This is a genomic window from Streptomyces sp. L500 (assembly GCF_054551825.1).
Genome location: NZ_JBTOLC010000015.1, coordinates 48,148 through 61,682 on the forward strand (window position 1 = coordinate 48,148; position 13,535 = coordinate 61,682).

Genomic DNA, 13,535 nt, shown 5'->3' on the forward strand with positions numbered 1-13,535 from the left:
CAAGGATCCGGGCCTTTCGTATCAGTAGCGGGGACAGGATTTGAACCTGCGACCTCTGGGTTATGAGCCCAGCGAGCTACCGAGCTGCTCCACCCCGCGTCGATGCACTTACTCTAACCCGTTCGTGACCGCCGACGCAAACGCCCTTACGAGCCCGCTTACGTCGTGGTGCGGCCACCGAGCCCCCGCCTACGCACTGAGTTCCTGCTGGAGCGCGTCCCGCAGCCGGGCCGCGCGCTCGGCGACCTCCGCCGGACCCAGCTCGACCGCCTGCGCGCACCACAGCCGCCCCTCGGCCAGATCGCCGCGCCGCGCCGCGAGCAGCGCGAGCCGCAGCGCGGCCCGGCCGTGCCCGGCCTCGGCGGCCCGGGCCCACCACAGCGCGGCCTCCTGCTCGCTGCCCTCACGGGCCAGCAGCAGCCCCAGGTTGAAGGCGCCGTTGCGGCTGCCCGCCTGGGCGGCCGCCCGGTACCAGTGGGCGGCCGCGGCCACGTCGCCCCGCTCGGCGACCAGCATGCCCAGGCGCACCTGGGCCCGCCGGTGGCCCTGCCGGGCGGCGCGCTCGTACCACTCCTCGCACTCGCCACGGGTCTCCTCGTCGCGGTCGAGCAGGGCGCCCAGCCGGAAGGCCGCCTCGGCGTTGCCGCCCCTGACGGCGATCCGCAGATGACGCTCGGCCTCGTAGGTGTCCTCGGCGCCGCCGTCGCGCAGCAGGGCCATGGCGACCTGGAGAGCCGCGTCCGTGTGGCCGGCGGCCGCGGCGCGCTCGTACCACTGGAAGGCCAGGTCCTCCTCGTCCCGGCCGGTGTAGAGGATGCCCAGGTTGAAGGCGGCGTCCACGCTGCCGGCCTCGGCGGCCTTGGAGAACCACGGCTCGGCGCCGGCCGCGTCGCCGTTCTGGAGCAGCAGGACTGCCAGCGCGTTGGCGGCCTCCTTGTGCCCGGCATAGGCGGCGCGGCGGTACCACTGCTCGGCCTGGGCGTTGCGGCTCTGCTCGGCGCAGAGCAGGCCGAGGTTGTACGCGCCGTTGATGTCGCCAGCGTCCAGTGCCGCGCGGTACCAGCGCTCGGCCTGCTGGGACTCGCCCCGGTCGGCGTGGAGGGCGCCCAGGGCGTTGGCGGCGTTGCCGTCGCCCTCCTGGGCCGCGCGGCGCCACCAGACGGCGGCGCTGTCACTGTCCCCGGCGTCGCGCAGCAGGAAGCCCAGGGCGCAGGCGGCGCGCGGCTCGCCGTCCTTGGCGGAGGTCAGGTACCAGCGCGCGGCCTCCTGGGTCTCGCCACGCCCCTCCAGCAGGGTGCCCAGGTGGAGGGCGGCACGGCGGTGGCCGCGGGCGGCGGCCTGCCGGTACCACTGCTCGGCCTCGCCGGCGGGGCCGTCCTGGCGGCGGCCGCCCGCGGCCGCGGCGCGCAGCTCGCGCACGGAGGTGTCCCCGCCGCCGGCGCCCACGTGGCGGGTGCCGGTGGGCGGGCCGAGGCCGGCGGCGAGACCGTTCGCCGGCTCCTGGGCGGCTCGTGGCGCCCGGCCGTCGAGTATCCGCGCCAGCCGGTAGGCGGCCTCGCGGTGGCCGCGCTCGGCGGCGGAGCGGAACCAGCGCTCCGCGCCCACGTCGCTGCGGTGTTCCAGCAGGTCGGCGAGGGCGTACGCGCCCAGGGCGTGCCCGGACTCGGCGGACTGGCGCAGCCAGTACTCGGCGGCGGGCTCGTCGCCGCGCTCGCGGTGGTAGCGGCCCAGGGCGTGGGCGGCCGCGGCGGAGCCCGCGACGGCGGCGACGCGCCACCAGCTCGCGGCCTCGTCGGCGTAGCCGCGCTGGTGCAGCAGGACGCCGAGGTTGTTGGCGGCGGAGCGGTCGCCCTCGGCGGTGGCGGCGCGCAGATGGCGCTCGGCGCCGTCGAGGTCGCCGCGGCGCAGCAGCAGGGCGCCGAGCATGCTCAGGGACGCGGGGTCCCCGGACTCGGCGGCGCGGCGGCGGGCCGTCTCCAGCTCCAGGTCGGCCGCCTCGGTGGCACAGGAGGGCTCGGCACCCTCCCGCGCCTCGCTGGTCCTCACCGGCCCCCCCGGGCCGGACGACGACGGGTCCTGATCGTCCCGGTGGCTCCCGTCCCCGGGAGCCTCTACAAGCCGACGTGTTTCCAACAGCCTCGCCTTGTCCCCCATAAGTCCCATCGTCGCACTCCCGCAACCTGCGTACACCACGAATACCGCAGTCAGTGAGGTCACTTCAGCGTTTTGTCGACTTCCCGACTTCCCGACACGGCGGTGCCCCAAACTCTAATCAAAAGCCCCGCACACAACCCGCACAGACCACCCGGACAGCCGACAGCGGCCTCGCGCACGGCACTCGGGCGGCCGTCCCGGCGGCCCGGTACACGAACAAGGCCCGGAGTCCGAGAACTCCGGGCCTTGTCTTTGAGTAGCGGGGACAGGATTTGAACCTGCGACCTCTGGGTTATGAGCCCAGCGAGCTACCGAGCTGCTCCACCCCGCGTCGTTGTGGCACAACCGTACCACGACGACGCGGGGGCGGGGCGGTCAGCTGCCGGGCTTGGTCCCGGCGGGCGCCGCGGCCTCGGCCTTGGCGATCCGGTCGAGGGCGGCCTTGAGATCCTGCTGGGCCTTGCCGTAGGCGGCCCAGTCCTTGTTCTCCAGGGCCTTCTGCCCCGCGTCGAAGGCGTCCTGAGCATCCTTCACGGCCTGCTTGACCGTCGGGTTCTCACTGACCGGGGGCGTGGTGCCGGTGGTGGGCGGCGGGGTGCTGCCGGGCGCGGGGCTCTTCACCTCGAACACGGCGTCGAGGGCCTTGCCGAGGTCGTCCTCGAAGGCCGTCTTGTCGCCGTAGGTGACCAACACCTTCTTCAGGCGAGGGAAGTTGGAGCCCGCGCCGCGCACATAGACCGGCTCCACATAGAGCAGGCCGTCGTCCAGCGGCACGGTCAGCAGGTTTCCGTACTCGATCTCGGAATCGCCGCGCTTCAGAATATTGATCTTATTGGCGATCTCGGGGTCGCCGTTGAACTTGCTCTGCACCTGCTGGGGACCCGAGGTCGTGGTCTCCGACGGCAGCTTCAGAATTCTGATCTTTCCGTAACCGGAGCTCTTGGCATCGGCGTCGACGGCCATGAAGGCGCCCAGGTTCTCCCGGGCCTTCGGCGTGAACGTCGTCGTCAGCGAGAAGGCCGGCGCCGGCTGGCCCGGCATCCGCATGCTCAGGTAGTACGGCGGGACCGCGTTGCCCGACTTGTTGGTCGGGTCGTCCGGGACCTGCCAGCGCTCACTGCCGGTGTAGAACGTGCCGGGGTTGGTGACGTGATAGCGGGTCAGCAGTTCGCGCTGCACCTTGAAGAGGTCCTGCGGGTAGCGCAGGTGGTCCAGCAGACCGGCGCTGATCTCGCTCTTCGCCTTCACCGTGCCCGGGAACGCCTTCATCCAGGTCTTGAGCACCGGGTCCTTGGTGTCCCACTGGTACAGCTTCACCGTGCCGTCGTAGGCGTCCACGGTCGCCTTGACGGAGTTGCGGATGTAGTTGACCTGGTTCTGCTGGGCCACCACCGCGCGCTGACCGGTGGTCAGGGAATCGGCCGTGGTGTCGCCGAGCGTGGTGCGCGAGGCATAGGGATAGCCGTTGGTCGTGGTGTACGCGTCGACGATCCACTGAATACGGCCGTCGACCACCGCCGGATAGGCGTCGCCGTCGATCGTCAGCCACGGGGCGACGGATTCGACGCGCTCCTTCGGGGTGCGGTTGTACAGAATCCGCGAGCCGTCGCCGATGGCGCCCGAATAGAGGATCTGCGGCTCGCCGAACGCCACCGCGTAGGCGGCCCGGTTGACCGGATTGGCGAGGCTGACGCCGCTCTTGCCCTCGTAGCTGTAGCTCTTCTCGCCGCTGTCGCCGGAGTAGTCCAGCTCCTTCTGCGGGCCGCCCACGATGGAGTACTGGGTGGTCTTCTCGCCGTAGTACACCCGCTGCTCGTATTTTCCGAGCGCACCCTTGGTGGGCAGGTCCCGCTCGGTGAATGCGGGGTCGCCCTCGCCGACGGCGGTGGTGCCCTTGGCCGTGATGGCGCCGTAGCCGTGGGTGTACTTGAAGTGGTCGTTGATCCAGTTGCGCTCGGGGATGCCGTTGATGTTCAGCTCGCGCAGACCGATGACCGTGTCCTGCTCCTTGCCGTCGACCTTGTAGCGGTCGACGTCCAGCGTGGAGGGGAACTGGTAGTAGCCCTTCACCTGCTGGAGCTGCTGGAAGGTGGGCGAGACGATGTTCGGGTCGAGCAGGCGGATGCTCGCGGTGGAGTCCGCGGCGGCGCGCAGCCGCTCCTTGTCCTGCTGGCTCTTGCCCTTCAGGTCGCTCTTGCCCACATAGTCCGTCACCTCGGACCCGTCGATGCCGTAGGCCTCACGGGTCGCGGTGATGTTCTTCTTGATGTAGGGCGCTTCCTTGGCCTGCTCGTTCGGCTGGACCTGGAACTTCTGCACGATCGCCGGGTAGAGCCCGCCGATCAGCACCGCCGACAGCACCATCAGGCCGAAGCCGATCACCGGCAGCTGCCAGGTGCGCCGCCAGAGCGTCGCGAAGAACAGCACGGCGCAGATCAGCGCGATGATGAACAGGATCGTCTTGGCCGGCAGATAGGCGTTGGCGTCCACATAGCGCAGCCCGGTCCAGCCCTCGGTGGACTTCAGGCCGCTGGACTTCACGGCGAGCCCGTAGCGGTCCAGCCAGTAGGCGACGGCCTTCAGCGTCACGAAGACGCCGAGCAGCACGGACAGGTGCCCCGTGGCCGCCGCCGTGGCCCGGCCGCCCGGGCTGGTGAGCCGCAGGCCGCCGTAGAGGTAGTGCACCAGGGCGGCGGCGATCAGCGACAGGACCGCCGCCGCGAAGCCGAAGCTCAGCAGGAAGCGGTACCAGGGCAGGTCGAAGGTGTAGAAGGAGATGTCCTTGTGGAACTGCGGGTCCCGCTGCCCGAAGGACACACCGTTGACCCACTGGAGCCAGGTGCGCCACTGGCCGGCGGCGGACGCGCCCGCGACCAGGCCCACCAGCGACGTGACCGCCAGCAGCACCCACTTCTTGTAGGGGGCGATGCTCATCCGGTAGCGGTCGAGGCTCTGCTGCTCCACGGACATCGCGCTCAGCGGCGGCCGCAGCCGGTGCGCCAGCCAGATGTTCGTTCCCACCGCCAGGGCCATCAGCACGCCGAAGACGGCGAACAGGCCGATCTTGGTGCCGAGGGTGGTGGTGAAAACGGAGGAGTAGTCGACCGAGCGGTACCAGAGCCAGTCGGTCCAGAACCCGGCGAACATGACGAAGAGCATGGCCAGCACCGCCAGCACGCCCAGGGTCATCAGCAGGGTCCGGACACGCCGGGACGGTCGGCCGACTCTGATCCGTGGCCCGGACGGGCCTCCGCCGCGGTCCGGCATCTGGAAAGCCAAGGTGCGCACCTCGAAGTTCGCTGTCGATGAAGCTGGTGATCGAGCTCGACCGAGCCGCTGTGAAGCTTATGGATCTTGTGGAACGAGCTGTCGATCAGGCCCACGCGATAGTAGGACCCACTGTGGCAACTTACCGACGCTTTACTCGGTTCCCGTTTTCGGGCTCGGTCAGGGCACGATATTGACCATGTCCAGCAATACCGGTTCGAACCTTCCCGGCTCCCAGGAGCCCAGCGTCCCCATGGCGGCCAGCCCGCTCACCCGTGCCGTGCTCGAGATCGACGAGTACGCCTCCACCCTGGGCTGGGATCAGCCCGCGCGCCTGTTCGCCCTGGTCGACACGGCCCGGCTGCGAGCCCAGGAGCCCGGCCTGGCCGCCCAGCTCGGCCTCGACGACGAGGCGGCGGCCAGCGCCTCCTACACGCCCGTGGAACAGGAGGAGCTGCCTCCGGGCACCGCCCTCGACAAGTTCCTCGGCACCATCGCCTGGCCCGACGCCGTGGTCGGGTGCGCCCTGACCGTGGAGCGGCTGATGCTGCCGCCGTCGGCCGAGGCGTCCGTGCCCCACGGCATGAAGGACAAGCAGCTCGCCGCGTGGGTCGCCAAGCACCCGGACCGCCAGGAGGTCCGGATGACGGTGGCCGTGCTGCGCGACGGCGCGCGCGAGTCGGCCGTCCGGCTGCGCGAGAAGGACTCGTCGACCGAGGTCCTCACCGGCGCCGACCTGGTGCCGGGCCTGGCCGAGGCACTGGCCGCCACCTTCGAGGACTAGCCCCGTCCGAGGTCCGGGCCGGCCCGAGGACCGGCCCGGACCTGAAGGCTCCGTGGGGCCCGGTCAGCCTGCCTTGCACTGGGGCAGGCCGGCCGTGTCCCCCTTGCGGAGCTTCTCCAGCGACTGGAGGGCGTCCTTGATCGTCTCGACCTTGATCAGGGTCAGGCCCGACGGGGTGTCCTTGGCGGCGGCCGCGCAGTTGTCCTTGGGCGTGAGGAAGTAGCGGGCGCCCTTGGAGCGCGCCCCGACCGTCTTCATCTCGATGCCGCCGATCGGGCCGACCTTGCCGTCGTCGTCGATCGTGCCCGTGCCCGCGATGAACTTCCCGCCGGCCAGATCGTCCGGCGTCAGCTTGTCGACTATCCCCAGCGCGAACATCAGCCCGGCGCTGGGCCCGCCCACGTCCGCGAGCTTGATGTTGATCGTGAACGGGAAGGTGTGGTCCGTACCGGCCTGGATGCCGACGATCGCCCGGCTGTCGTCGGGGGCCTTGTTGGTGACGAGGGTGACGGTGTCCTCCGTCCTCGGCTGCCGCTTCTCCTTCTCCGCGGCGGCCGCCTCCTTGACGGGAACGACCCGGAACGTCACCTTTTCGCCGGGCTTGTGGCGGGTGACCAGCTTGGCCACGTCACCCGGCTGCTTGATCTCCGTGCCGTCGACCGCCTTGATGACGTCCCCGGCGTGCAGCGTGCCCTCGGCGGGGCTGCCCTTGACGACGGACGACACGACGACCCGGGTGCCCACCGGGATGTCCAGCTGCTTCAGGGCGGCGACCTTGGCGCTCTCCTGGGACTGGCTGAACTCCTCCGCCGTCTCCTGGTTCAGCTCGTCCGGGGACTTGTCGTCCGGGTAGAGCGTGCTGTGCGGGACGACCAGATTGTCGTGGGCGAGCCAGCCCCAGACGGCCTCCACCAGGTTCATCCGGTACTGGGAGCCGGTGACGCGGACCGTCGTCATATTGAGATGACCGGTCGTCGGATACGTCTTGTGCCCCGAGATCTGGAGCACCGGCTCACCGCCGTGCTCGCCCAGGGTGTTCACCGTCGGCCCCGGGGACATCTCCGCGTAGGGCACGGGGATCAGCACGCCTGCGCAGAGCAGCGCGATCAGCATCAGAAGGGAGGCGAGCATCGTCGCTGTGCGGCGGGGCATGGAACGACAGTACGGGACCGGTCCGGCAGTCCACCGCCGGGGCGGTCCGTCCGGGGCGGACATGGAGAACCCTCCGGCGCCTCGGGTCAGCTCGCCGGACCGGATCCGGACTCGGCCCGTTCCATCGCCTCACGGAACTTGGCGTAGCCGGCCAGTTCCGCGACATCCCCGGACTTGCGGTTTCTGGCCGCCCAGCTTCCCCAGAGCGCGGCCACGACGGCCGCCGCAGCGGGAATCAGCAACCAAGCGAGCGCCGCCATGCCGGCCTCCGACCCCTACGCAATCGCCATTGAACCGATGAGCAGATTAATCATCTTCGGTCTCAACGCTTACGTCAGGGGGCCGGTTACGCAACCAGGGACGACCCAATAGTGGACAGCTTCGGACACCTCGCGTGTCGTCCTACACGCCGCCCCTCCCCCAGCTACCGCTGGGAGGTGCCGCTGGACCGACGGCGCTACGCCCCCACCCACTCCTCCGTCCCGTCCGCGAACGTCTGGTGCTTCCAGATCGGCACCTCGTGCTTGAGGTCGTCTATCAGCCGACGGCACGCCTCGAAGGCCTCCGCCCGGTGCGGGCACGAGACCGCCACCACCACCGCCAGGTCGCCCACGGCCAGCTCCCCCACCCGGTGGACGGCGGCCAGCGCCCGCACCGGAAAGTCGGCCGAGACCTTCTCCGCGACCCGGCGCAGCTCGGCCTCGGCCGTCGGGTGCGCGGAATAGCCGAGCCCGGTGACGTCCGCGCCGCCGTCGTGGTCCCGGACCGTGCCCACGAAGAGGGCCGTGCCGCCCGCCGCGCCGTCGCCCACCGCCGCGAAGACCTCGTCCACGGACAGCGGGGTGTCCCTGATCGCCAGGAGGCGTACGGGGTCCCCGGCGGCGAGCTCGCCGGGGTGGTCGTGGTGCCTGCGGGGGGTGGGCGTGCCGGAGGGCGGGTGAGGTGCCATGGAGCCATCGTGCCGTACGCCTCCGGCCGGCGACCGTGGCGATTCCCCCAGCGTCCGCGCGAGGCGCCCTGTGCGGTTCTACGGGCCCCGGCGGCCCCGCCCGGACCGGGAAGCCGGTCGGGCCCCCTTCCGGCCGCGCAGGGCCCTTCCCGGGCCCGTGGGCCCGTGGGCCCGTACAGGTGTGCCATCCCCGTGGCCCTGGGTTCCCGGGCACCCGGCTCCCGGGCTTGCGGACCCCCGGCTCCCGGGCTTCCGTGCCCCCCGGCTCCCGGCGAACCGCTGCGGCCGGCCCGCTACAGCCGGCGGCGGGCCTTGCGGGCCCTGCGGACCAGGGCGGCGGTGCCCAGCAGGGCGACGGTCGCGCCGGCGGCGCCCGCAGCGGTGGCGTCCTTGCGGCCCAGCCGGCGGCCGGCGACGGTGTGGCGGCCGGCGACCTCCTCCAGCAGTTCGGCGAGGACCTCCTCGTTCGTCCATCGGGGCCGCCAGCCCGCGTCGTGCAGCCGGTGGCCGCTGACCACCCAGGGGTGCATCGTGTACGCGAGGTCGCCCGCCGGGGACGGGGTCAGCCCCAGGCGGTGCAGCCGGGAGGCCGCGCCGAGGGCGACCGCCGAGGGCAGCTCCATGCGGCGGATGCCGGTGAGCTCCTCGACCTCCTCCTGCTCCAGCCAGCCGTCGCAGCCGACGGCCAGCTCCCCCTCCGCCTTCTCCAGGGCGGCGAACTCCAGCGCGCTCACCAGGTCCTCCACGTGGCAGAACTGCCAGGTCGGCCGGGATCCGGCGACGACCAGGAGGCGGGGCGACTCGAAGTAGCGGGTCAGGGCCGTGTCGGTGCCGCCGACCAGGACGGCGGGCCGCAGCACGGTCACGTTCAGGCCGGGGTGCGCCCGGGGCGCGCGCCTGGCCAGCCGCTCTATCTCCAGCAGGTCTCCCACGCCCGTCGCCTCGGCGGTGGCGCGCAGCTCGGCGTCCTCGGCGAGCGGGACGTCGTTGTCCGGGTGCGCCCCGTAGACCATGGCCGAGGTGCACAGCACCACCCGGTGCACCCCGGCGGCCGCCGCGGCGGTCAGCACGGTCTGGGTGCCCCGCACGTTGTAGGCGGTGCGGGCGGCGGCGTCGCCCTCCAGGTCCAGGTCCAGCGCGAGGTGGACGACGACGTCGGCGCCGCGCAGCTTCTCGGCGATCGCCGGGTCGCGGACGTCCAGGACGTGCCACTGCGCCTCGGTGACGTCGCCGCGGCGCTCGTCGATCGCCACCACGTGCTTGATCTCCTCGGACGCGGCGAGGCGCCGCGTGAGCAGCGCTCCGACGCCGCGTGCGGCGCCGGTGACCGCGACGACGGGCCGGCGGCCGCGCGCGGGCATGCCGCGCGGCGCCAGGGCGCGCGGGATCGCGCTTTCGCTCGCGGAACCGTTTCGCGCTGCGCGAACTTCTCGGTCGGCTTCTCGGTCGGGGGAACTCACCGGGCGTCTCCAGCGGTTGTCTTCAGTACGTATGTGTCATCACGTTTGTCATGACGCGTACGTACCAGGTGACGTCCATCCTGCCGCAGGCCCCGGACGAGCGGAGCACCAAGCCCGGATAGCGGCGGGGTGTCTACGCTTGGTGGTGTTGTCGGGCATTCGCCGCCGGTCCGGAGCCGGTGGCCCTACGAGCCGAGGAAACCCGTGAGTGACACCCCATTCGGATTCGGTCTTCCGCCGGAGGAGCCGGAGAACGGCGACGACGGCAAGAAGAAGGGCGGTGGCCAGGGAGGCGGCCAGGGGCCCGCGAATCCCTTCGGGTTCGGCGGGCTCCCCGGCGGCGGGGACAACCCCTTCGCCGCGATGTTCGGCGGCTCCATGAACCCCGGTGATCTTGGCGCCGCCTTCCAGCAGCTCGGCCAGATGCTCTCCTACGAGGGCGGCCCGGTGAACTGGGACATGGCCAAGGACATCGCGCGCCAGACCGTCGCCCGTGGCACCGCCGACGGCTCCAAGGACGCCAGCGTCACCGACGGCGAGCGCGCCGCGATCCAGGAGGCCGTGCGCCTGGCCGACCTGTGGCTGGACGGCGTGACGTCCCTGCCGTCCGGCTCGGGCACGGCCGTCGCCTGGTCCCGCGCGGAGTGGGTCGAGGCGACCCTGCCCGTGTGGAAGGACCTGGTGGACCCGGTCGCCGAGCGCGTCGGCGCCGCCATGGGCGGTGTGCTGCCCGAGGAGATGCAGGCCATGGCCGGCCCGCTGCTCGGCATGATGCGCAGCATGGGCGGCGCCATGTTCGGCACCCAGATCGGGCAGGCCCTGGGCGTGCTCGCGGGCGAGGTCGTCGGCTCGACCGACGTCGGCCTGCCGCTGGGCCCGACGGGCAAGGCCGCGCTGCTCCCGGTGAACATCGCGGCCTTCGGTTCGGGCCTGGAGGTCCCGCAGGAGGAGGTCCGGCTCTACCTGGCCCTGCGCGAGGCCGCCCACCAGCGGCTCTTCGCGCACGTGCCGTGGCTGCGCTCGCATCTGTTCGGTGCCGTCGAGGGCTACGCCCGAGGCATCAAGGTCGACACGTCCAAGCTGGAGGACGTGGTCGGCCAGCTGGACCCCACGCACCCCGAGCAGCTGCAGGAAGCCCTCCAGCAGGGCATGTTCCAGCCGGAGGACACCCCGGAGCAGAAGGCCGCGCTGGCCCGCCTGGAGACGGCGCTCGCGCTGGTCGAGGGCTGGGTGGACGCGGTCGTGCACGCGGCGGCCGCCCCGCACCTGCCGTCCGCCGACCGGCTGCGCGAGACGCTGCGCCGCCGGCGCGCCTCCGGCGGCCCCGCGGAGCAGACCTTCGCCACGCTGATCGGCCTGGAGCTGCGCCCCCGCCGACTGCGGGACGCCTCCCGTCTGTGGGCGTCGCTGACGGACGCGCGCGGCCTGGAGGGCCGGGACGGCCTGTGGGAGCACCCCGACATGCTGCCCACCGCCGCCGACCTGGACGACCCGGACGGCTTCGTCCACCGCGAGCACCTGGACTTCTCCGAGCTCGACAAGATGCTCGGCGAGGCCGCCAAGGGCGCGCAGGGCTCCGCGGGCTCCCAGGGCGCCCCGGGTACCCCGGACCCGGGCTCCCCGGAGAAGAAGCGGGACGAGTCCGGCGAAGCCGACAAGGGCGACGAGGGCGACAAGAAGTGAGCCTCCACGAGAACGCGGTCCTCGTCCTCAAGGAGTACGCGGACCAGGAAGACCTGCGCGGTCTCTACCTGGACCACCTCGCCGCCCACCCGGACGGCATGTGGAAGCCCTGCCAGGCGGGGCACGTCACGGCGAGCGCCCTGGTGATCGACCCCGCGCGCGGCCGGGTGCTGCTCACGCTCCACCGCAAGCTGCGGATGTGGCTCCAGATGGGCGGCCACTGCGAGCCCGGTGACGCCACGCTCCAGGAGGCCGCGCTGCGCGAGGCCACGGAGGAGTCCGGCATCGCGGGCCTGACGCTGCTGCCGGGCGGCCCGGTCCGGCTCGACCGGCACCCGATCCCGGCGCCGTGCAACTGGCACCTGGACGTGCAGTACGCGGCGCTGGTGCCGGAGGGCGCGGTGGAGGCGATCAGCGACGAGTCGCTGGACCTGCGCTGGTTCCCGTACGACGAGGTGGGCTCGGTGGCCGACGACTCGGTCGTCGAGCTGCTGCGCCGGACGCTCGCGCGGCTGTAGGCGCCACGGAGTGAGGTAAGGGGCGGTCACCCATGGTGACCGCCCCTTACCTCTCTTACATCCGGGTGCGGCTGGTCAGTTGGTCCAGATGTTGCCCTGGTTCTGGGCATGGGCGCCGTGCTGTCCCAGGCCGTACTGGGCCATGAGGCCCTGGCCGATCTCCGTGCCCTGCGGCGGCAGCAGCTCGCTGGGCTGCACCAGCGCGTAGCCGTGGCCGGAGAAGCTGAGCTCCCAGCCTTCGCCCGTGCCGCCGCGGCGCCGCCACACCCCGGACGAGGACGTCTGCGCCTGCATCTGCACCCGCAGCGACGCCGACCAGGCGACCACCGCGTCCGCGTCGGCGCTGACGACGCTGTCGGGGGTGACCTGGAGCATCAGCGGATGGCCGGAGGTCATCAGCGCGACCTTGCCCTGGCCGGAGATGTTCAGCTGGTAGGAGCCCGTCCCGGAGATCCCGTACTGGCTGTCCACGGCGACGGTCTCCCAGTGGAGGCTGGAGTCCAGGGCCAGGACGTAGGAGCCGTCCACGGTCAGGCCGTCCCGGTCCACATCCATGATGTGGACGTGCTGGGCCAGGTTGGCGAAGTAGACCGTGCCCTGGCCGGAGCAGCGCATCAGGTCCAGGCCCTCGCCGGTGTACGTGCGCGAGTGCTGCTGGCCGCGCGTCTGGTACTCGGCGTCGAACTCGACCATGCCCTGGTAGGCGACCATCGAGCCCTTGCGGGCGAGGACGTCCTCGTGGCCGGTGAGGGAGACCCGCAGCATCTGCGCGTTCTGCAGGGCGTAGCGGTCCTGCGACTGGGCCTCGGTATGGGCGAAAAGCGGGCTCTGCATGATGTTCTCGTTCTCCCCCTCAGCCCCGGGCCCGGAGCCGGTCGGTGCTGTCCTCGCTGGGCTGGACGACCACGAAGCCCTCGCCGGAGAAGCCCAGTTGGTAGGCCTCGCCGCTGCCCCGGCCGATCAGGGAGGACGCCTTGAAGCTGCGCTTGCCCTTCATCCGGAGGTTGCTGGACCAGGCGACGAGCGCGTCGGGGTCGACATAGGTCTCGTCGTCGCCGCGGCCGCAGTCGACGACGATCGGTGTGCCGCGGGAGGTCAGCGCCACCCAGCCGGTGCCGCTGATGCCCACGTTGAACAGGCCCTGTCCGGCGAACTTCGCCATGCCCTTGACGCGCTCGACGCCCCACTGGAGCTGGGCGTCGAAGGCGAGGACGTTGGTGCCGTTGACGGACAGGGAGTCGCCGTTGAGCTGGAGGCAGACGACGTCCGCCCCGTAGTCGGCGAGGTAGAGCAGGCCGTCGCCGTGGCAGCGCATGAGGGGGACGCCCTCGCCGGTGAGCCACTGGGAGGCCATCTGCCGGACGGCGGGCGGGTTCGGGTCGTACTGGACGTAGCCCTCGTAGGCGACCATCGAGCCCGTGCGAGCGAAGAGGTCCTGGCCGGTCCGCATGGCGACCTTGAGCATGCTGCTGCCGTGGTTCTCCATGCGCGGCCCCGACGGTACGGGGGCGGCGTGGCCCGGGAACGGCGGCTGGCCCATCGGCATCTGATGCATGGTCATTTCGGCT

General features: G+C 71.7%; 11 protein-coding genes and 2 tRNA genes. 3 read left to right on the top strand and 10 right to left on the bottom strand.

Features of this window, described 5'->3' with window-relative positions; translation table 11 throughout:
* Window positions 1-25 precede the first annotated feature (25 nt).
* The 4 genes from ACX9I7_RS16405 to ACX9I7_RS16420 form a co-directional block, all read right to left on the bottom strand.
* Window positions 26-99: transfer RNA gene (locus ACX9I7_RS16405), tRNA-Met, on the bottom strand.
* A gap of 90 nt (window positions 100-189) precedes the next feature.
* Window positions 190-2,163 carry a tetratricopeptide repeat protein gene (locus ACX9I7_RS16410; RefSeq protein WP_387567294.1) on the bottom strand — a complete coding sequence of 658 codons (1,974 nt, stop codon included), beginning with the start codon at window positions 2,161-2,163 and terminating at the stop codon, window positions 190-192.
* 248 nt (window positions 2,164-2,411) lie between these two features.
* Window positions 2,412-2,485: transfer RNA gene (locus tag ACX9I7_RS16415), tRNA-Met, on the bottom strand.
* A gap of 44 nt (window positions 2,486-2,529) precedes the next feature.
* The gene (locus ACX9I7_RS16420) at window positions 2,530-5,421 is read right to left on the bottom strand and encodes a UPF0182 family membrane protein (protein WP_387567296.1); all 2,892 of its coding nucleotides are present in this window, start codon (window positions 5,419-5,421) and stop codon (window positions 2,530-2,532) included.
* Between the two features lie 199 nt (window positions 5,422-5,620).
* Between ACX9I7_RS16420 and ACX9I7_RS16425 the strand changes: the two genes are divergently transcribed.
* Entirely contained in the window at window positions 5,621-6,205 is a 585-nt protein-coding gene (locus ACX9I7_RS16425; protein ID WP_229820130.1) for a PPA1309 family protein, read from the top strand.
* A gap of 63 nt (window positions 6,206-6,268) precedes the next feature.
* On the opposite strand, the gene ACX9I7_RS16430 is transcribed toward ACX9I7_RS16425, so the two are convergent.
* The 4 genes from ACX9I7_RS16430 to ACX9I7_RS16445 form a co-directional block, all read right to left on the bottom strand.
* Entirely contained in the window at window positions 6,269-7,357 is a 1,089-nt protein-coding gene (locus ACX9I7_RS16430) for a YlbL family protein (protein ID WP_387566471.1), read from the bottom strand.
* An 86-nt stretch (window positions 7,358-7,443) separates the two neighbouring features.
* Complete coding sequence (locus tag ACX9I7_RS16435) at window positions 7,444-7,617, bottom strand: hypothetical protein (protein WP_164737834.1); 174 nt, start codon at window positions 7,615-7,617, stop codon at window positions 7,444-7,446.
* Between the two features lie 197 nt (window positions 7,618-7,814).
* Window positions 7,815-8,306 carry a molybdenum cofactor biosynthesis protein MoaE gene (locus tag ACX9I7_RS16440; RefSeq protein WP_459387771.1) on the bottom strand — a complete coding sequence of 164 codons (492 nt, stop codon included), beginning with the start codon at window positions 8,304-8,306 and terminating at the stop codon, window positions 7,815-7,817.
* A 293-nt stretch (window positions 8,307-8,599) separates the two neighbouring features.
* Window positions 8,600-9,766, bottom strand: a complete 1,167-nt coding sequence (locus ACX9I7_RS16445; protein WP_358624166.1) for an SDR family oxidoreductase — start codon at window positions 9,764-9,766, stop codon at window positions 8,600-8,602.
* A gap of 204 nt (window positions 9,767-9,970) precedes the next feature.
* Here ACX9I7_RS16445 and ACX9I7_RS16450 point away from each other — a divergent pair, with 204 nt between their 5' ends.
* Both ACX9I7_RS16450 and ACX9I7_RS16455 read left to right on the top strand, forming a co-directional pair.
* Window positions 9,971-11,449, top strand: a complete 1,479-nt coding sequence (locus tag ACX9I7_RS16450; protein ID WP_387566477.1) for a zinc-dependent metalloprotease — start codon at window positions 9,971-9,973, stop codon at window positions 11,447-11,449.
* Window positions 11,446-11,967 (top strand): NUDIX hydrolase, encoded by a 522-nt coding sequence (locus tag ACX9I7_RS16455; RefSeq protein WP_387566480.1) that lies wholly within the window; start codon window positions 11,446-11,448, stop codon window positions 11,965-11,967. The genes ACX9I7_RS16450 and ACX9I7_RS16455 overlap by 4 nt, the downstream gene beginning before the upstream one ends.
* 75 nt (window positions 11,968-12,042) lie before the next feature.
* Here the strand turns inward: ACX9I7_RS16455 and ACX9I7_RS16460 are convergent, their stop codons facing one another.
* Together ACX9I7_RS16460 and ACX9I7_RS16465 are read right to left on the bottom strand one after the other, a co-directional pair.
* Window positions 12,043-12,801 carry an AIM24 family protein gene (locus ACX9I7_RS16460; RefSeq protein ID WP_358624173.1) on the bottom strand — a complete coding sequence of 253 codons (759 nt, stop codon included), beginning with the start codon at window positions 12,799-12,801 and terminating at the stop codon, window positions 12,043-12,045.
* A gap of 19 nt (window positions 12,802-12,820) precedes the next feature.
* Window positions 12,821-13,522: an AIM24 family protein gene (locus tag ACX9I7_RS16465; RefSeq protein WP_373298116.1), complete on the bottom strand. Its 702-nt coding sequence runs from the start codon at window positions 13,520-13,522 to the stop codon at window positions 12,821-12,823.
* Window positions 13,523-13,535: the final 13 nt, after the last annotated feature.